The organism is Streptomyces sp. NPDC040718, from assembly GCF_055593565.1.
This window is the reverse complement of the sequence record NZ_JBVIXO010000012.1, coordinates 169,175-185,201: the sequence shown is the minus strand read 5'-3', so window position 1 is coordinate 185,201 and position 16,027 is coordinate 169,175. Positions and strand designations below refer to the sequence as shown.

Below are 16,027 nucleotides of genomic sequence, written 5' to 3'. Positions count from 1 at the left end.
GTGGGTTCCCCCAGGGGTGGTGGTCGGTGCGCGGGGCACGTCCCAGGGTGTCAGAAGGAGATGCCGAAGCCGCTGCCGCCGCTGTCGGAGCCGCTGTTGCCGCTGCCGCTGCCGCTGTCGTTCCCGTTGCCGCCGCTGCCGCCCTTGCGGAGGGAGTCGAGGTCGGCCTTGATCGTGTTGACCGGGATGGCGAAGCCGAGGCCGACGCTGCCGGCGCCGGCGCCGTCGCCGGACGGCGAGTAGATCGCGGAGGGCATTCCCACGATCTCGCCGTTCATGTTGACGAGGGCGCCGCCGGAGTTGCCGGGGTTGAGGGAGGCGTCGGTCTGGATGGCCTTGTACGAGGTGGTGTCGGAGCCGGTGTCGCCGTTGAACTGCTGACCGTCGTACGAGAACGGCCAGCCGCCGCCGCGCTGCCGCTGAGGGGCCTGCTGCCGGCGGTCCTCGGACTTCGGCACGTTCACCTCGCGGTTCAGCGCTGAGACGATGCCGCTGGTGACCGTGCCGGTGAGGCGGTCGGGGGAGCCGATGGCGACGACCTGGTCGCCGACCTTGAGCTGGTCGGAGTTGCCGAGCTTGGCGGGCTTGAGGCCACTCGCCCCCTGGAGCTTGATGAGGGCGAGGTCCTTGGCGGGGTCGGTCCCGACCACCTTGGCGGTGTACTTCTTCCCGTCGCTCATCGTCACCTGGATCTCGGAGGCGCCGTTGACGACGTGGTTGTTGGTGGCGATCTCGCCGTCGGCGGTGAGCACGATGCCGGAGCCGGTGCCCTGCCCGGAGGCGGTGCGGGTGTCGATGCGGACGACGGACGGGCTGACCTGCTCGGAGATGCCGGAGACGGTGCCGTTGCCGGACTGCGAGACGTTGGTGCCGTTGACGCCGCTGACGACGGCGCCGGCCGGCCCGAGGAACTGCTGCACGGCGACGGCCGTACCGCCGCCGACCACGGCCGCCGCGAGCGCCACGGCGGCGAGCAGCGCGACGGGGCGCTTGGCGCGGGCCGCGTGCGCGGGGCCGGAGGGGGCGGTGGGAGCGGAACCCCAGGCGTCCCACCCGCCACCGCTGCCGCTACCGCCGCCCGCCGGGACGGTCTCGCCCTGGATGACCGTCGGCTGGTGCGCCTCGTGCCGGCCGGGCGCCGGAGCGGCCGGCGGGTACGGGGGCGGCGGCGGATAGGCGGCCGCGGCATCCCGAGCCGGCCGGTCGCGTCCCCGCTGCCAGTCGTCCCCGAAGGGCGCGTTCCGGTCCGGGCCGTTCTCCTGCGGGTACTCGCCTTCGCGGCGGAAGCTCTCGGTCATGTCTATGACTCTGTCCGCGGATCATGAGAGCTGTCTGAGTTCCGGCTGAGAAGCCCGGCAGAACCGCGTATGCCCGAAATAAGGTCCCGGCCCGCCGGCCTTCCGGCCGGTTCCCTACCGGCAGCCGCAGCTTCGGCGGATGACCAGGGCCGACGGGAACTGCTTCAGGCGTTCGCGGCGGGAGCCGGCCACGCGGAGGGCGTCGTCCAGGACGAGGTCCACCGCCGCGCGGGCCATCGCCGGGCGGTCCGAGGCGATCGTCGTCAGCGGCGGGTCCGTCAGGGCCGCCTCCTTGACGTCGTCGAAGCCGGCCACCGCCAGTTGCTCGGGGACGTCGATGCGCAGCTCGCGCGCGGCGCGCAGCACGCCGATGGCCTGGTCGTCCGTCGCGCAGAAGATCGCCGTCGGCCGGTCAGGCCGGGCCAGGACCTCCAGGGCGACCCGGTAGGCGTCGTAGCGGTTGTACGGGGCCTCGATGAGCCGGCCCTCGACCGACCGCCCGGCCTCCAGCATGGCCCGGCGCCAGCCCTCGACGTGGTCGGCGACCGGGTCGCCGACGGACGGGGTGTTCTCGATGCCGCCGATGCAGGCGACGTACTCGTGCCCGTGTTCCAGCAGGTGCCGGGTCGCGAGCTGCGCGCCGCCGATGTCGTCCGTGACGACGGCCACGTCGTCGATGGCCTCCGGACGCTCGTGCAGCAGCACCACCCGAGCGTCCCAGGCGTCGATCTCCGAGGCGGCGCGCTCGCTCATGCCCTGGCTGACCAGGATCAGCCCCGACACCCGCATGCCCAGGAAGGCGCGCAGGTAGTGGACCTCGCGCTCGTCCCGGTAGTCGGAGTTCCCGACCAGGACCATCTTTCCGCGCTCGGCGGCGGCCTGCTCGACCGCGTGCGCCATCTCCGCGAAGAACGGCTGGCGGGCGTCGGGGACGATCATGCCTATGAGGTCGGTGCGGCGGGACGCCATGGCCTGGGCCACGCGGTCCGGCCGGTACCCCAGCTCCTTGATCGCAGCGAGTACACGCTCGCGCGTGGCCGGGGCGACCGGCCGGGGTCCGTTGTTGATGACGTAGCTCACGACGGCGGTAGAAGTACCCGCAAGTCGCGCTACGTCATCCCGCGTCACCTTGGCCACGCGCGGAAGTCTACGCGGGGTGACCTACCTCTGGGCAGGGTGTTTGGCCGACTGGATGGTCACAGGAGCTTCCTCCGAACGGGCTACGGGTCCGCTCGTACGGTCCGGGGCCTGCGCAGCCGCCTTCCCCGGGGCCTGCTTGGCGGCGGCTTCGGCGGCCGCGCGCTCCACCTTCTCGGGGGTGACGAAGCGGTAGCCGACGTTGCGGACGGTGCCGATCAAGGACTCGTGCTCGGGGCCGAGCTTGGCGCGCAGCCGCCGTACGTGGACGTCGACCGTGCGGGTGCCGCCGAAGTAGTCGTAGCCCCAGACCTCCTGGAGGAGCTGGGCGCGGGTGAAGACGCGGCCGGGGTGCTGGGCGAGGTACTTCAGCAGCTCGAACTCCTTGAAGGTGAGGTCGAGGACCCGGCCCTTCAGCTTCGCGCTGTACGTCGCCTCGTCGACCGACAGGTCGCCGTTGCGGATCTCCATGGGCGAGTCGTCCGAGCCCAGCTGCTGGCGGCCGGTGGCCAGCCGCAGCCGCGCCTCCACCTCGGCGGGGCCGGCGGTGTCGAGGAGCACGTCGTCGATGCCCCAGTCGGCGGTGACGGCGGCGAGTCCGCCCTCGGTGACCACCAGGATCAGCGGGCAGCCCGGTCCGGTGGACCGCAGCAGCTGGCACAGCGACCGCACCTGCGGCAGGTCGCGGCGCCCGTCGACGAGGATCACGTCCGCGCCGGGGGTGTCCACCAGGGCCGGTCCCTCGGCGGGGGCCACCCGGACGTTGTGCAGCAGGAGGCCGAGTGCGGGCAGCACCTCGGTCGACGGCTGCAGGGCATTGGTCAACAGGAGGAGAGAGCTCATGCCCGGCCACCTGCCCGGTTCGGGCGGCCGTGCTCCTGTTTGCTTCGCTGGTCCATCACGTCGGTTCCTCCTCGGTCCCGTCGAGGACGTGCGTGGTACGGCTTCGTACGCCTTGCCTGGCACCCGCCGCGGCCCCCGCGCCCTGGGGTCCGGATGGGTACCACTGTTCTCGGTCCGTTCAACGTGCTGAAAGCACAAAAGGACCCGGGGGCTACGTTGCCCGGATCCTCTACGCCGCCAGAATAGCCCACCGGCCCTTTCGGGGCCGAGGGCTGCCGTGCACCGCATTCTGTGGTTCGCGCCACGCCTTCCTCCTGCGTATGCCCTGGTTTCGCCGGATCGAGCGGTCCGCCGACCGGTCCTGCGGGGCCTCCGGGCGCACGGACGGCGCGCTGAGGCACGCCGGGGTGACGGGCCGGAGGGGTCATCATGGAGGCCGACGGTAGAGAGCCGACGGAGCCGACCGATAGGAGCTGCAGTGGCAACCGGAACCATCCGCTACTGGGCGGCGGCGAAAGCCGCGGCCGAGACGGCGGAGGAGCCGTACTCGGCGCACACACTGGCCGAGGCGCTCGACGCCGTGCGGGACCGCCATCCGGGGGAACTCACCCGGGTCCTGCAGCGCTGCTCCTTCCTCGTGAACGACGAGCCCGTGGGCAAGCGCCCGCACGATGCCGTCCTGCTGACCGAGGGGGGCACCGTCGAGGTGCTTCCCCCGTTCGCGGGCGGGTGAGCGGAAACCGATGAGCACTCCCGAAGAACAGCAGCGGCAGCGGCAGCAGCAGGCCGCCGAGCAGGACCCGTACTCCACCCAGACCTGGCAGGCCGACACCTGGGAGACCGGGTACCAGCCGGTGCAGCCGCCGCTGGGCTCGGTGCCCGGCCAGCCGGCCGCCCCGGCCCAGGCCCAGGCGCCGGCTCCGCAGGGGCAGTGGGGGCAGACGCCCTGGGCGGACGCCACCGGGGGCGGTGCGGCCCCGGCCGCTGCCGCCGAGACGGCGTACCCGCCGCCGGTACCGGCCCAGCAGCAGCCCGCGGCGCCCGAGGGCTGGTTCCGCGACGAGCCGCCGCAGCCTCCCGCGCAGGCCGGCTGGCCGGCCGACGCGGCCGCGCAGACGGCGTACCCGCCGCCCGTGCCGGCGCAGCAGCAGCCCCAGCAGCAGTCCGCCGCGCCCGACGGCTGGTTCCGCGACGAGCCGGCCCAGGTGCAGGCGCAGCCGCAGCCGCAGCAGCAGGCTCCGGCCGTGTCGTGGCCGGACGCCACCGGGGGCGGTGCGGCCTCCGCCGCCGCCGAGACGGCGTACCTGCCGCCGGTGCGCGAGGCCGCCGGTGCCGCGGAGCAGACCGCGTACCTGCCGCCGGTGCGGCCGCAGGGCGCCGCGCCGGACGGCTGGTTCCGCGACGAGCCGCAGCAGGCCGCCGCGGGCGCCGCCGCCGAGACGGCGTACCTGCCGCCGGTGCGGGAGTCCGCCGCCGCCGAGACGGCGTACCTGCCGCCGGTGCGCGAGGCCGCCGGTGCCGCCGAGCAGACCGCGTACCTGCCGCCGGTGCGGCCGCAGGGCGCCGCGCCGGACGCGTGGTCCGCGGGCGCCTCCTCCGCCGCCGAGACGGCGTACCTGCCGCCCGTGCGGGAGCCCGTGGCGGAGCAGACCGCGTACCTCCCCCCGGTCCCGCCGGAGCCGCAGCAGCCGCAGCAGCCGCAGGCGGCCGTGCCCGGCCCTTCCGCCGAGTACTCGCCGCCGACCCTCGGCGGCAATACGCTGCGCGCCGTGGACCCCGCCCAGGCCCGCGCCGAGGGCCGGTCGCCGATCATCGACCCCGGTCCGCAGTCGGCGATACTGACCGCCGCCCTCGGCCTGCTGATGGCCGGTGCCGCCGCGGTCGGCCAGTGGGCGCTGCTCGTCCCGCTGATCGCCCTCCAGGGGCTCACCGCGGCCGGCTGGTTCCGCCTCAACGGCATGTGGCCGGCCCGCCAGGGCATCGTCCTGGCCTTCGCCGGGGCCCTCGTCGCGGACGGCGCGGTGCTCGCGCTGGACGGCACGTACGCCCCCGGCGCGATCATCGGCACGCTCGGCGCCTGGGTACTGCTGACGCTGGTGCTCCAGCTGCGCAGCCACGCGGACCCCGACGAGCGGATGTACGGGCTGATGGCCTCGGTGGCCTCCGCCGCGCTGGCCATCGTCTGCACGGGCTTCCTCGCCGCGGACCGGGAGCCGGTGACCACCGGCGCCGCCGCCGTCGCGGTCGCCGTGTTCGCGCGGGCGCTGCCGCTGCCCACCCCGGCCTCCGTCGGCGTCTCGCTGGCCGCCGCGGCCGGTGCGGGCATCGCGGTGGGCGGGCTGACCGGGCTGGGCGTGGGCGGGGCCCTCGTGGGCCTCGCGGCCGGGGTGTGCGCCCTGATCGGGCTGCGCGTGGCCGCGTACGACTACCCGTCCAAGTTCGTCCACATGACGGCCGGTGTCGCGCTGCCGCTGGCCGCCGCGGCCCCCGCCGTCTACCTGATGGGCCGGGTGGTCGGCTGACGCCGAGGGGGAGCCGGCCCCGCCGCTGACACCGCCCTCACGGCCGATCATGGTCCACTAGAACGTACGTACCGACTAGTTGGGGGAGGGGCACGTGCGTTTCATACGTGTCGTGGTGATCATCGGCATTGTGCTCGGAGGGCTGTTCGCGGGCGTCGACCGCTGGGCGGTCGGCTATGCCGAGAACCGGCTGGCCGACCAGGTCCAGTCCCGTCAGGGCCTCGCGGGCAGCGCCGAAGTGGAGATCCACGGCTTCCCCTTCCTGACCCAGGCGCTCAGCCGCGACCTGGAGCAGGTCGACCTGAAGCTCGGGGGCGTCGACGTCACCGCCGACGGCCGCAAGACGCGGCTCTCGGAGCTCAAGGCCTCGTTCCACGAGGTGAAGCTGAACGAGGGCTACAACGGCGGTACGGCCAAGCGGGCCGAGGGCACCGCGCTGATCTCGTACGAGGACCTCACCAAGGCCTCCCAGAACGGCGTGGTCCTCACCTACGGCGGGGCGCCGAACAAGGTGAAGGTCACCGCGACCCTGGACTTCCTCGGCAAGTCCATGACGCGCAGCGTGGTGTCCACCGTCGCCCTCGTCGAGTCGGGCGGTTCCAAGGTCGTCCGGGTGCGGGCGGACTCCGTACCGGGCGAGGGCATCCCCGGGATCGAGAGCGCGGTGCGCAAGCGGACCGACTTCGACCGCCGCATCGACGACGGGCTGCCGGCCGGGCTCAAGCTCTCCTCGCTGACCTCGGACGAGTCCGGTGTCCACCTCACGCTGAGCGGCTCGGACGTGTCCCTGGCCGGATCGTGAGACGGAGCGGTCCGATCCGCAGGAGGGCGGGCCGCACGAACAGCCCCGGAAGGCCGTGGGACGGCCGTCCGGGGCTTTCTCATCCCGAAATACGGACGATCCTGTCTCGGCATATGACACGCCGGTGACAGGGCGGCCGGTTCGTCCCTACGATCCATGGCTATGAAGCATCAGCAGGCGGACCTCACGAAGCGGCGGGCAGTGGACCTGTGTCGCGTCGCCGCCATGCTCTGTCGCTCCATGTGAGGTGTGAGCCTTCCGCTCCACCGGCCGGACCGACGGCCCTTCATCCCGCGTGACCGCACCGCCGCGCACAGCCTCCCTGCCCCTGACGCCTCCCCGCGCAGGGTCCGAGAGCCGCACCGGGAACGGCGCGCAACAGCACAGCCCGCTTCGCAGCAGCCCCAGCACAGCCCCGCCGCAACTGCCCCGGAGGAGAACACCATGAGCCGCAGCGACGTCCTCGTAGACGCCGACTGGGTCGAGGCCCACCTGAACGACGCAAACGTCGTCATCGTCGAGGTGGACGAGGACACGTCCGCCTACGACAAGAACCACATCACCAACGCCGTCCGGATCGACTGGAAGCAGGACCTCCAGGACCCGGTCCGCCGCGACTTCGTGGACCAGGAGGGCTTCGAGAAGCTCCTCTCCGCCAAGGGGATCTCCAACGACGACACCGTCGTCCTCTACGGCGGCAACAACAACTGGTTCGCGTCCTACGCCTACTGGTACTTCAAGCTCTACGGCCACCAGGACGTGAAGCTCCTCGACGGCGGCCGCAAGAAGTGGGAGCTCGACTCCCGCGACCTGGTCGACGGCAAGGACGTCCCGAACCGCCCGGCCACCGAGTACAAGGCCAAGGCCCAGGACACCTCCATCCGCGCCTTCCGCGACGACGTCGTGGCCGCGATCGGCTCCCTGAACCTGGTCGACGTGCGCTCGCCCGACGAGTTCTCCGGCAAGCTGCTCGCCCCGGCGCACCTCCCGCAGGAGCAGTCGCAGCGCCCCGGCCACGTGCCGAGCGCCCGCAACATCCCGTGGTCGAAGAACGCCAACGACGACGGCACCTTCAAGTCCGACGAGGAGCTGACCGCCCTCTACGAGGCCGAGCAGGTGGACCTGGCGAAGGACACCATCGCCTACTGCCGCATCGGCGAGCGCTCCGCGCTCACCTGGTTCGTGCTGCACGAGCTCCTGGGCCAGGAGAACGTCAAGAACTACGACGGCTCCTGGACCGAGTACGGCTCGCTGGTCGGCGTGCCGATCGAGCTCGGCCCGAACAAGTAATCCCGGCCGGGCACGCGACGCCCGCCCTCGTAGCAGCAGAACCTCTCCAGGACAGGACAGAGAACATGTGTGGAGCACAGATCGGCGGGCCCGACCTCGCGACGCTGAAGCCCGGTGAGACCGCGATCCAGGGCCAGGTGACCAAGGACGGCGAGCCCGTCAGCGGCTACGTCCGCCTGCTGGACTCGACCGGCGAGTTCACGGCCGAGGTCCCGACCTCGGCGACCGGCCAGTTCCGCTTCTACGCGGCCACCGGCTCCTGGACGCTGCGGGCGCTCGTCCCGGGTGCCCAGGCCGACCGCGCCGTCGTGGTCGCCGAGGCCGGCGGCGTGACGGACGTGGCCATCGCGGTCTGACGCACGACCGCACCGCTGTACCGGCCGAAGGGCCGCACCCCCGGGGGTTGGACGCCACTGGAACGGGGTGCGGCCCTTCGCGCCGTCGTCCTGCGGCCCTACGCTGGAGGTATGTACGCCCGGCGTCGGCGCGCCTACTTCCTGCTCATGGGCGGATGCCTGTTCCTCTTCGTCTCCGCCTGGTCCTTCGTGCGGCTCTTCTCGGTCGAGGCGGCGGTCGCGCTGTGCGTGGTCGCCATGGTCATCCCGCCGGTCGCGGCGATGGTGGCGAACCGGCGGGGGCCGGACGACCGCTGGTGGGACGACCCCTCGGGCGATCCGAAGTCGGACGAGTGGTGGGACGAACTCGACGGGAAACGGCGCCCGCCCGAGGATTGAACGCGTTCGAGATAAAAGCGTAATAAGGATGCGTACAACGTCCCCGGGCCCCATGGTGTCTTGGATGTGCGCGGGCGAACGCTCCCGCGCCTCCAGGTCTGTGGGGGGACCCCTTTGGAACACGAACAGCCGCCACCGCGCGCTCCGCGCCGCCGTGGCCGCACGACGGCCCTGATCGCCGCCGCCCTCGTCCTGGGCGCGGTCGCCGGCACGGTCACGGGATACGCGATCCAGTACCACCGCCCGCCCACGGCCCTGCCGCCGCTGGCGCAGCAGAAGCTGGACACGCCGAAGGCGCTGGCCCCGGACGACGCGACGACGGCCAAGTCGATCAACGCCAACCGCTGGCACAAGACGGACGACGACCTCACGAAGCTCCTGGTCGAGACGCCGTCCGGAGCGAAGAGCGAGGGCAGCGGCTACGACAGCCTCGACCTGCACGCGACCCACTTCAAGCGGTCGGAGTCCATGTTCCGCAACCTCGTCGACACCGGATTCCGCCGCGCCGCGTCGACGATCTGGGAGCAGGGCGACGTACTCGTCGAGATCCGGCTGATCCAGTTCAGGGACTTCGCGGGCGCGGACGAGTACACGAAGGGCCAGTCGGGCTACGTGTCCGACGAGGAGTACGCGGGCAACGGAGGCAAGGCCGTCCCCGGGGTACCCGAGGACTTCGGCCACATGTGGGTGTACTCCAAGGCCGACGAGAAGCCGGGCTACTACCCGATCCGCCAGGCCAGGGCCATCGCCCGCCGGGGCGACATCGTCATGCAGGTCTTCTACGCCGACCGGCGCGGCGGGGCGATAGCGGACGGCGACGTGGCCGACGTGGCGAAGCGACAGTGGGAGCGACTGTGACGGAACAGCAGAACGAAACCACCGCGCAGGCACCGGAAGCCCCCGCACAGGCGGCCGACGCCCCCGCGCCGGCCCCTACGGGCGGGCGCCGCAAGGCCGTCGCCCTCGTCGCGGCCGCCGTGGCCGTCGCCGCCCTCGCCGGCGGCGGGATCTGGGCCTCGTCCGCCATCGACGGCGCCGACCGCAGCGCGCCCACCGCCTACTGGGTCGCCGAAGGCGCCCCGCTGCCGGACCGCAAGGAGCCGGAGCCGGTCCCGGTGAACACGCTCTCCGGCAAGTTGCTCCCGGCCCCGTCGGGCTTCGGGCCCGGCCCCGACCTCGACGAAGACGGCAACGACTACACCGTCTCGGGGGAGCGCGCGCTCACCGGTTTCAAGGACGCCCGCAAGGGCCTGTCGTCCTCGGAGCGCAAGAAGCGCGACGAGATGCTCGCAGAGTTCAAGCTCAAGGGCCTGGCCGGCCGCAGCTTCGCCAAGCACACCGGCGGGCTCGTCGTCGAGGTCCAGCTGATGCAGGCAGACCCCAAGGCCCTCGACTCCTTCTCGCAGATCTCCAAGAAGCTCCTCGAACTCGTCGGCCAGGGCAAGGAGGCGCCCAGCGTCGACGGCCACCCCGACGCCAGGTGCGCCCGGGTGACCGTCGACGAGGACAAGGAGGAGTACAAGGGGCAGAAGGGCGGCATCGACTCCCTCTCCTGCGTCGCCGTCCAGGGCGACGTGATGGTCGACTTCCGCGCCTACGGGCCCAAGACCAACTTCCCCACGTCCGACGCCGTCACGATCTTCAAGAACCAGCTGAACCACCTGAAGTCCCCCGGGGAGTCCGTGTGACCGAGCAGACGACCGTCCCGGACACCGCCCCGGCCATCCCGGAGGCCCCGCAGTCCCCGCAGGAGCCCGTCACCCCGGCGGCCCCCAAGGACCGCCGCACGCTGCGCGCCGTGCTGCGCTGGACCGCCGCCGTCCTCGTCTTCGCCGCCGCCGGCGCGGGGACCGCGTACGGGATCACCCGGCCCGAGCGCACGGACGTCCCCGGCCTGCGCACCGAGGACGACGGCCGCTGGACGTACCCCGTCCTGGCCAGGCCCACCCCGCCCCCGGGCGCGCCGCTGCCCTTCGCCCCGGACAACCGGGACGGCATCCACTACGCCGGCCTCACGCAGCTCCTGCTCCCCGCCCCGGCGGGCTCCGCCCCGGACCCCGGGCTGAAGCTGGAGAAGGACTCGGCCGTCACCGTGGAAACCTTCCTGGAGGAGTACCAGGACACGGCCCGGGAGAAGATGAGGCAGCGGTTCTCCGACAACGGGCTGCGCCAGATCGCCGCCCGCGGCTGGACCACCCCCGACGGCACCCGCACCCGGATCTACCTGCTGCGTTTCCACGCCTCGGGCTTCGCGAACACCTTCGAGGGCTGCGGCGCCGACATGAACCTGAACGGCGTCAACCGGATCGAATCGGACCGGGCCTGGTCCAGGGCCAAGCTCGACCAGACCGTCCCGGCCGTCGAGGGCATCACGCTCCTGGAGGAGTCCGTCCCCTTCGGCGACGAGCAGGTCAGGGCCGGCTGCGTCGAGAAGGGCGACATCCAGGCCGTCATCCTCCAGACCCGCAAGGGCGGGGCCCGGGTCGTACCGCTCCACCAGACGGTGATCCTCCAGGACCAGCTGCTCCACTGACCGCTACGGCCTACCTCACACCGTGTGCCGGGCCCCGGGCCAGTAGGCTTGGGGACCGGCCCCGTCCACCCGCACCGAATCCTCCGAGGAGCACCCCGTGCTTGAGGCAGTCTTCACCTCCCTGCTGGTCCTGGTCTGCGTCGGCGTCCTCGCCTTCACCGGCCTGGCCGTCAAGAAGCTGTACCAGGGTCAGCGCTAGGCATCCGCCCAGCCGACCGCCCCGGAACCCCTCCCACAGATCGCCTGAGCAGCCAACCATGATCCAGATCCCGTCCGACCTGAACCCGGGCCTCGTCCCCCTCGCCTTCCTCCTCGGCACCTGGGAAGGTGCCGGCGTGTTCGACTTCCCCGGCGGGGAGAAGTGCAACTTCGGCCAGGAAGTCGTCTTCAGCCACGACGGCCGGGACTTCCTGGAGTACACCTCCCACACCTGGGTGCTCGACGCCGAGGGCGAGAAGGTGCGCCCCCTGGAGTCCGAGTCGGGCTACTGGCGCATCGACAAGGACCGCAAGGTCGAGATCGTCATGGTGCGCGACCAGGGCGTCGTCGAGGTCTGGTACGGCGAGCTCGCCGACCAGAAGCCCCAGATCGACCTGGTCACCGACGCGGTCGCGCGTACGGCCGCGTCCGGCCCGTACAGCGGCGGCAAGCGCCTCTACGGCTACGTGAAGAGCGACCTCATGTGGGTCGGCGAGAAGGCCACCCCCGACGTCGAGCTGCGCCCGTACATGTCGGCCCAGCTCAAGAAGGTCGTCACCCCGGAGGAGATCGCCGACATGGCGCGCAACCTCCCGGAGCTCCCGGAAGACGGCATCGCCTTCTTCCGCTGAGCCGGCCGGGCCCCCAGGGCACGGGCATCGCCGAAAGGGGACCGCGGGCTGACCGCGGTCCCCTTTCCGCGCTTACACTGGCCGGGTGGTGACCACCGACTGGAAGAGCGATCTGCGGCAGCGCGGCTACCGGCTGACACCGCAGCGCCAGCTCGTGCTCGAAGCGGTAGACGCCCTGGAGCACGCCAGCCCCGACGAGATCCTCGTGGAGGTCCGCAAGACGGCCTCCGGCGTGAACATCTCCACCGTCTACCGGACCCTGGAGCTCCTGGAGGAGCTCGGCCTGGTCTCCCACGCCCACCTCGGGCACGGAGCCCCCACCTACCACCTCGCCGACCGGCACCACCACATCCACCTCGTCTGCCGCGCATGCACCGGCGTCATCGAGGCGGACGTGGACATCGCCGACGAGTTCACGGCGAAGCTCCGCGCCACCTTCGGGTTCGAGACCGACATGAAGCACTTCGCGATCTTCGGACTGTGCAAGAAGTGCGCGGCGGCCGAGCGCCAGGAGGGCTCCGCGTAGCGGGGTCGTAGGCTGGTGGCATGACCAGCAGCCCCTTGCTCCATCTCCCCGGCGCCGTAGCGGCCGAAGGCCGTGACGAGGGCGTAGCCGCCCACTACGGAGAGCTCTACGGCGAACAGCGCGCCCTCGCCGACGGCCGCGGCTTCGTCGACCTCTCCCACCGCGGGGTCGTCACCGTCACCGGCGCGGACCGGCTGAGCTGGCTGCACCTGCTGCTCACCCAGCACGTCAGCGACCTCCCCGCCGGGCAGGCCACCGAGGCGCTGATCCTCTCCGCCAACGGGCACATCGAGCACGCCCTCTACCTCGTCGACGACGGCGAGACGGTCTGGGCACACGTCGAGCCCGGCACCCAGGAGGCGCTCCTCGGCTACCTGGAGTCGATGAAGTTCTTCTACCGCGTCGAAGTCGCCGACCGCACCGCCGACTTCGCCGTCGTCCACCTCCCGGCCGGCTCCATCACCGAGGTCGCCAAGGAGCACGTCGTACGCGAGACCGCGCACGGCCGGGACGTCTTCCTGCCCCGCGCCGACCTGGAGGCCTTCGCCGCCTCCCACGGCCCCGCCGCCGGGCTCCTCGCCTACGAGGCCCTGCGCGTCGAGGCCCACCGCCCGCGCGTCGGCGCGGAGACCGACCACCGCACCATCCCGCACGAGCTCGGCTGGATCGGCACCGCCGTGCACCTCCAGAAGGGCTGCTACCGCGGCCAGGAGACGGTGGCCCGCGTCCACAACCTGGGGAAGCCCCCGCGCCGCCTGGTCTTCCTGCACCTGGACGGCTCCGAGGTGCTGCTCCCGGCGCACGGGACGCCCGTACGCCTCGCCGCGGACGGGGAGGACGGACGCCAGCTCGGCTTCGTCACCACCGCCGTGCGCCACCACGAGCTCGGCCCGATCGCACTCGCCCTGGTCAAGCGGAACGTCCCGGTCGACGCCCCGCTGCTGGCCGGGAACACGGCCGCCGCGCAGGAGGTCGTCGTAGCGCCCTGACCGCCGCGCGTCCGCTACACGTCGATGACGACGGTGAACGGGCCGTGGTTCGTCAGCGAGACCCGCATGTCCGCGCCGAACCGGCCCGTCGCCACCGTCGCGCCCAGCGCCCGGAGCTGCGCCACGACCTCGTCGACCAGTGGCTCGGCCACCGGCCCGGGCGCGGCCGCGTTCCACGTGGGGCGACGGCCCTTGCGGGCGTCCCCGTACAGCGTGAACTGCGAGATCACCAGCAGCGGCGCGTCCACGTCGCTGCAGGACTTCTCCGCCTCCAGGATCCGTACGGACCACAGCTTGCGCGCCAGCACCGCCGCCTTCTCCGGGGTGTCGTCGTGGGTCACCCCCACCAGCACGCACAACCCCTCGCCGACGATCTCGCCGACCGTCTCGCCGCCGACCACGACGCTCGCGCCGTCCACCCTCTGCACCACTGCTCGCATACCACCTGTGTACCAGCCTTGCACCCGTCCGGGGCCGATCGGGTGGACTGGGACTGCGTACGCACCACGGAGAGTGGCACGATGCACGCAGGCGGTGCCCCCAGCACCGGTCGAGGGGACGGATACAACGTCATGAACACTTCTGGTACCTCCGCACCTGCACCCGCGTCACCCACTGCGGACACCCCCGCGGGCACCACGGGACGGCCTCCCGCGCAGCGCACCGGCGAGCCGCTGGGGCCGACCACCCCCGCCACCGCCCTCGGCCTGCCCGAGCTGCGCGCGATGCGGCGCGACGCACAGCGCGACGAGGCCGACCTGAGCTACGTGCGCAGACTCCTGCAGGGCCGCATCGACATCCTGCGGGCCGAGCTGGCCCGCCGTACGGACACCGAGGCGCCGGTGGTGGACCGGCTCTCGGAGATCCTCGCCGACGCCCCGTCGACCCGCAGTGCCTCCGCCCGGCACGTCACGCTCGGCACCCCGCACAACGAGGAGTACCGGCTGCTGGCGGCGGAGATGCTGTCCGACGTGGAGCTGTCCGACCTGGAGGCGCGCACCGACGGCGAGCTGCACGACGCGATGGGCCGGCTGGTCCGCTACGAGCAGCAGGTCTCCCGGCGCCGCCAGCAGCTCCAGCGGACGGCCGACGACTCCAGCGCGGAGATCACCCGTCGCTACCGCGAGGGCGAGGCGCAGGTGGACGACCTGCTGGCGTAGGCGAGGGCGGCTCGGGCCGCGGAAATTGGGGCGACCGGTACCGGGCGCGGCGGTTAGCGTGGCCGGTTATGAGCGCTGACGTGCGGTCGATCGCCGCATCCGAACACCAAGCCTGGCTCAGCACCCTGAACGCGGGCTTCCTGACACCTGCGACCCCGACGGAATCCGATGTCGCCCAGCGCGCCGCGAACAGCGATCTCGCCCGCCTGCAAGGGGCCTTCGACAAGGAGACCGGCCGGTGCGTCGCCACCTTCCGGTCCTTCGCCCAGGAACTGACCGTACCCGGCGGCGCCGCCGTCGGGAGCAGTGCGATCTCCAACGTGGCCGTGCTGCCCACCCACCGCCGCCAGGGCCTGCTGACGCGCATGATGGAGGCCGAACTGGCCGCCGCCCACGCGCGTGGTGACGTCCTGTCGACCCTGATCGCCGCCGAGTACCCGATCTACGGGCGCTACGGCTACGGCCCCGCGACCGTGCACGCCGAGTGGGAGGTCGACGTCGCCCGTACCGGCCTGGACCGCAGCCGCCCGGCGCCGGTCGAGGGCGGCCGGATCGACCTGGTCGACGCCGCCGAGGTGCGGCGCGTGGGCCCGGCCCTGCACGAGCGGCTGCGGGCCTCCCGCCACGGCATGGTCGACCGCGACGCGCGCTGGTGGAGCCTGAAGACGGGCCTGGAGCAGATGTCGCACCGCCCGTACCGGGAGAAGATGCAGGCCGTGTACCGGGACGCGGCCGGCGAGGTGGCGGGGCTGGCGGTGTACCAGGCCGACGACCACTGGACGGACGCGAAGACGCCGCTGAACACCGTCCAGGTCGTCGACCTCCTCGCGGCCACCCCGCAGGCCGAGCGGGCTCTGTGGCACTTCCTGTGCTCCATCGACTGGGTGCTGAAGGTCCGCAGCGGCAACCGCGCCCCCGACGACCTGCTGCCGGAGCTGCTGCCCGACGCGCGGGCGGCCCGGCCGGTGTCGGCCGCCGACTTCCTGTGGGTGCGCGTGCTGGACGTCGTCCGGGCGCTGGGCGCGCGGACGTACGAGGTGCCCGGGGTGCTCGTGCTGGACGTCGACGACCCCAACGGCCCGGCGGGCGGCCGCTACCGGCTGGACGCGGGCGCCGGGACGTGTGCGCGTACCGAGGAGCCGGCCGGTGTGCGGCTGGACGTGTCCGCGCTGGGCTCCCTGTACCTGGGCGACGCGTCGGCGGTGCGGCTGGCCGCGCTGGGGCGGGTCGCCGAGCTGGAGCCGGGGGCCGTCGCGCTGGCCGACGCGGTGTTCCGTACCGCGCGCCGGCCGTGGTGCCCGGACGTCTTCTGAGACGCGGACGGGGGGGACATGACGGACCCGGCCGTCCGGCCGGGTCCGAC

The 16,027-nt window shown here is 72.6% G+C and carries 19 protein-coding genes; 15 read left to right on the top strand and 4 right to left on the bottom strand.

Annotated features, from left to right (window positions below):
* Positions 1-50 precede the first annotated feature (50 nt).
* The 3 genes from ACZ597_RS27110 to ACZ597_RS27100 all read right to left on the bottom strand — a co-directional run bounded on the left by ACZ597_RS27110 (position 51) and on the right by ACZ597_RS27100 (position 3,278).
* A complete protein-coding gene (locus ACZ597_RS27110; RefSeq protein ID WP_471335090.1) occupies positions 51-1,298 on the bottom strand; it encodes a S1C family serine protease in 1,248 nt (415 codons plus the stop codon).
* 114 nt (positions 1,299-1,412) lie between these two features.
* Positions 1,413-2,435: a LacI family DNA-binding transcriptional regulator gene (locus tag ACZ597_RS27105; RefSeq protein ID WP_007265470.1), complete on the bottom strand. Its 1,023-nt coding sequence runs from the start codon at positions 2,433-2,435 to the stop codon at positions 1,413-1,415.
* Positions 2,436-2,459: 24 nt separating this feature from the next.
* Entirely contained in the window at positions 2,460-3,278 is an 819-nt protein-coding gene (locus tag ACZ597_RS27100; RefSeq protein WP_471335087.1) for a response regulator transcription factor, read from the bottom strand.
* A 478-nt stretch (positions 3,279-3,756) separates the two neighbouring features.
* Between ACZ597_RS27100 and ACZ597_RS27095 the strand changes: the two genes are divergently transcribed.
* The 13 genes from ACZ597_RS27095 to ygfZ all read left to right on the top strand — a co-directional run bounded on the left by ACZ597_RS27095 (position 3,757) and on the right by ygfZ (position 13,504).
* The gene (locus ACZ597_RS27095) at positions 3,757-4,011 is read left to right on the top strand and encodes a MoaD/ThiS family protein (protein ID WP_361608620.1); all 255 of its coding nucleotides are present in this window, start codon (positions 3,757-3,759) and stop codon (positions 4,009-4,011) included.
* A 511-nt stretch (positions 4,012-4,522) separates the two neighbouring features.
* Positions 4,523-5,800 carry a hypothetical protein gene (locus ACZ597_RS27090; RefSeq protein WP_471335202.1) on the top strand — a complete coding sequence of 426 codons (1,278 nt, stop codon included), beginning with the start codon at positions 4,523-4,525 and terminating at the stop codon, positions 5,798-5,800.
* Positions 5,801-5,894: 94 nt separating this feature from the next.
* On the top strand, positions 5,895-6,602 hold the full coding sequence (locus ACZ597_RS27085; protein WP_471335084.1) for an LmeA family phospholipid-binding protein: 708 nt from the start codon (positions 5,895-5,897) through the stop codon (positions 6,600-6,602).
* 156 nt (positions 6,603-6,758) lie between these two features.
* Positions 6,759-6,848, top strand: a complete 90-nt coding sequence (locus ACZ597_RS27080; RefSeq protein WP_350875872.1) for an Ms5788A family Cys-rich leader peptide — start codon at positions 6,759-6,761, stop codon at positions 6,846-6,848.
* Positions 6,849-7,046: 198 nt separating this feature from the next.
* Positions 7,047-7,892, top strand: coding sequence for a sulfurtransferase (locus ACZ597_RS27075; RefSeq protein ID WP_007265475.1), 846 nt, complete (start codon positions 7,047-7,049; stop codon positions 7,890-7,892).
* A 65-nt stretch (positions 7,893-7,957) separates the two neighbouring features.
* Entirely contained in the window at positions 7,958-8,248 is a 291-nt protein-coding gene (locus tag ACZ597_RS27070) for a DUF1416 domain-containing protein (protein ID WP_030030422.1), read from the top strand.
* Positions 8,249-8,359: 111 nt separating this feature from the next.
* Positions 8,360-8,626 carry a DUF3099 domain-containing protein gene (locus ACZ597_RS27065; RefSeq protein ID WP_471335081.1) on the top strand — a complete coding sequence of 89 codons (267 nt, stop codon included), beginning with the start codon at positions 8,360-8,362 and terminating at the stop codon, positions 8,624-8,626.
* Positions 8,627-8,740: 114 nt separating this feature from the next.
* On the top strand, positions 8,741-9,484 hold the full coding sequence (locus ACZ597_RS27060; protein ID WP_471335078.1) for a hypothetical protein: 744 nt from the start codon (positions 8,741-8,743) through the stop codon (positions 9,482-9,484).
* Positions 9,481-10,314: a hypothetical protein gene (locus ACZ597_RS27055; protein ID WP_471335075.1), complete on the top strand. Its 834-nt coding sequence runs from the start codon at positions 9,481-9,483 to the stop codon at positions 10,312-10,314. The genes ACZ597_RS27060 and ACZ597_RS27055 overlap by 4 nt, the downstream gene beginning before the upstream one ends.
* Entirely contained in the window at positions 10,311-11,159 is an 849-nt protein-coding gene (locus ACZ597_RS27050) for a hypothetical protein (protein ID WP_471335074.1), read from the top strand. Before ACZ597_RS27055 ends, ACZ597_RS27050 begins: the two co-directional genes overlap by 4 nt.
* 257 nt (positions 11,160-11,416) lie before the next feature.
* Positions 11,417-11,989: a heme-binding beta-barrel domain-containing protein gene (locus tag ACZ597_RS27045; RefSeq protein ID WP_471335071.1), complete on the top strand. Its 573-nt coding sequence runs from the start codon at positions 11,417-11,419 to the stop codon at positions 11,987-11,989.
* Positions 11,990-12,074: 85 nt separating this feature from the next.
* Positions 12,075-12,515, top strand: coding sequence for a Fur family transcriptional regulator (locus ACZ597_RS27040; RefSeq protein ID WP_471335069.1), 441 nt, complete (start codon positions 12,075-12,077; stop codon positions 12,513-12,515).
* Between the two features lie 20 nt (positions 12,516-12,535).
* On the top strand, positions 12,536-13,504 hold the full coding sequence (gene ygfZ / locus ACZ597_RS27035; protein WP_471335066.1) for a CAF17-like 4Fe-4S cluster assembly/insertion protein YgfZ: 969 nt from the start codon (positions 12,536-12,538) through the stop codon (positions 13,502-13,504).
* Positions 13,505-13,518: 14 nt separating this feature from the next.
* Here ygfZ and dtd read toward each other — a convergent pair whose 3' ends face one another.
* The gene (gene dtd, locus ACZ597_RS27030; RefSeq protein ID WP_471335063.1) at positions 13,519-13,944 is read right to left on the bottom strand and encodes a D-aminoacyl-tRNA deacylase; all 426 of its coding nucleotides are present in this window, start codon (positions 13,942-13,944) and stop codon (positions 13,519-13,521) included.
* Positions 13,945-14,076: 132 nt separating this feature from the next.
* Between dtd and ACZ597_RS27025 the strand changes: the two genes are divergently transcribed.
* Both ACZ597_RS27025 and ACZ597_RS27020 read left to right on the top strand, forming a co-directional pair.
* Positions 14,077-14,664, top strand: coding sequence for an RsiG family protein (locus ACZ597_RS27025; protein WP_471335060.1), 588 nt, complete (start codon positions 14,077-14,079; stop codon positions 14,662-14,664).
* Positions 14,665-14,732: 68 nt separating this feature from the next.
* Positions 14,733-15,977, top strand: coding sequence for a GNAT family N-acetyltransferase (locus ACZ597_RS27020; protein WP_471335058.1), 1,245 nt, complete (start codon positions 14,733-14,735; stop codon positions 15,975-15,977).
* Positions 15,978-16,027 lie beyond the last annotated feature (50 nt).

What these genes read in the sequence shown, in the direction of transcription:
- ACZ597_RS27025 (WP_471335060.1), top strand. Translation starts at nt 14,077, where the DNA reads ATGAACACTTCTGGTACCTCCGCACCTGCACCCGCGTCACCCACTGCG.
- ACZ597_RS27110 (WP_471335090.1), bottom strand. Translation starts at nt 1,298, where the DNA reads ATGACCGAGAGCTTCCGCCGCGAAGGCGAGTACCCGCAGGAGAACGGC.
- ygfZ (WP_471335066.1), top strand. Translation starts at nt 12,536, where the DNA reads ATGACCAGCAGCCCCTTGCTCCATCTCCCCGGCGCCGTAGCGGCCGAA.
- ACZ597_RS27045 (WP_471335071.1), top strand. Translation starts at nt 11,417, where the DNA reads ATGATCCAGATCCCGTCCGACCTGAACCCGGGCCTCGTCCCCCTCGCC.
- ACZ597_RS27075 (WP_007265475.1), top strand. Translation starts at nt 7,047, where the DNA reads ATGAGCCGCAGCGACGTCCTCGTAGACGCCGACTGGGTCGAGGCCCAC.
- ACZ597_RS27100 (WP_471335087.1), bottom strand. Translation starts at nt 3,278, where the DNA reads ATGAGCTCTCTCCTCCTGTTGACCAATGCCCTGCAGCCGTCGACCGAG.
- ACZ597_RS27070 (WP_030030422.1), top strand. Translation starts at nt 7,958, where the DNA reads ATGTGTGGAGCACAGATCGGCGGGCCCGACCTCGCGACGCTGAAGCCC.
- ACZ597_RS27080 (WP_350875872.1), top strand. Translation starts at nt 6,759, where the DNA reads ATGGCTATGAAGCATCAGCAGGCGGACCTCACGAAGCGGCGGGCAGTG.
- ACZ597_RS27020 (WP_471335058.1), top strand. Translation starts at nt 14,733, where the DNA reads ATGAGCGCTGACGTGCGGTCGATCGCCGCATCCGAACACCAAGCCTGG.
- dtd (WP_471335063.1), bottom strand. Translation starts at nt 13,944, where the DNA reads ATGCGAGCAGTGGTGCAGAGGGTGGACGGCGCGAGCGTCGTGGTCGGC.
- ACZ597_RS27065 (WP_471335081.1), top strand. Translation starts at nt 8,360, where the DNA reads ATGTACGCCCGGCGTCGGCGCGCCTACTTCCTGCTCATGGGCGGATGC.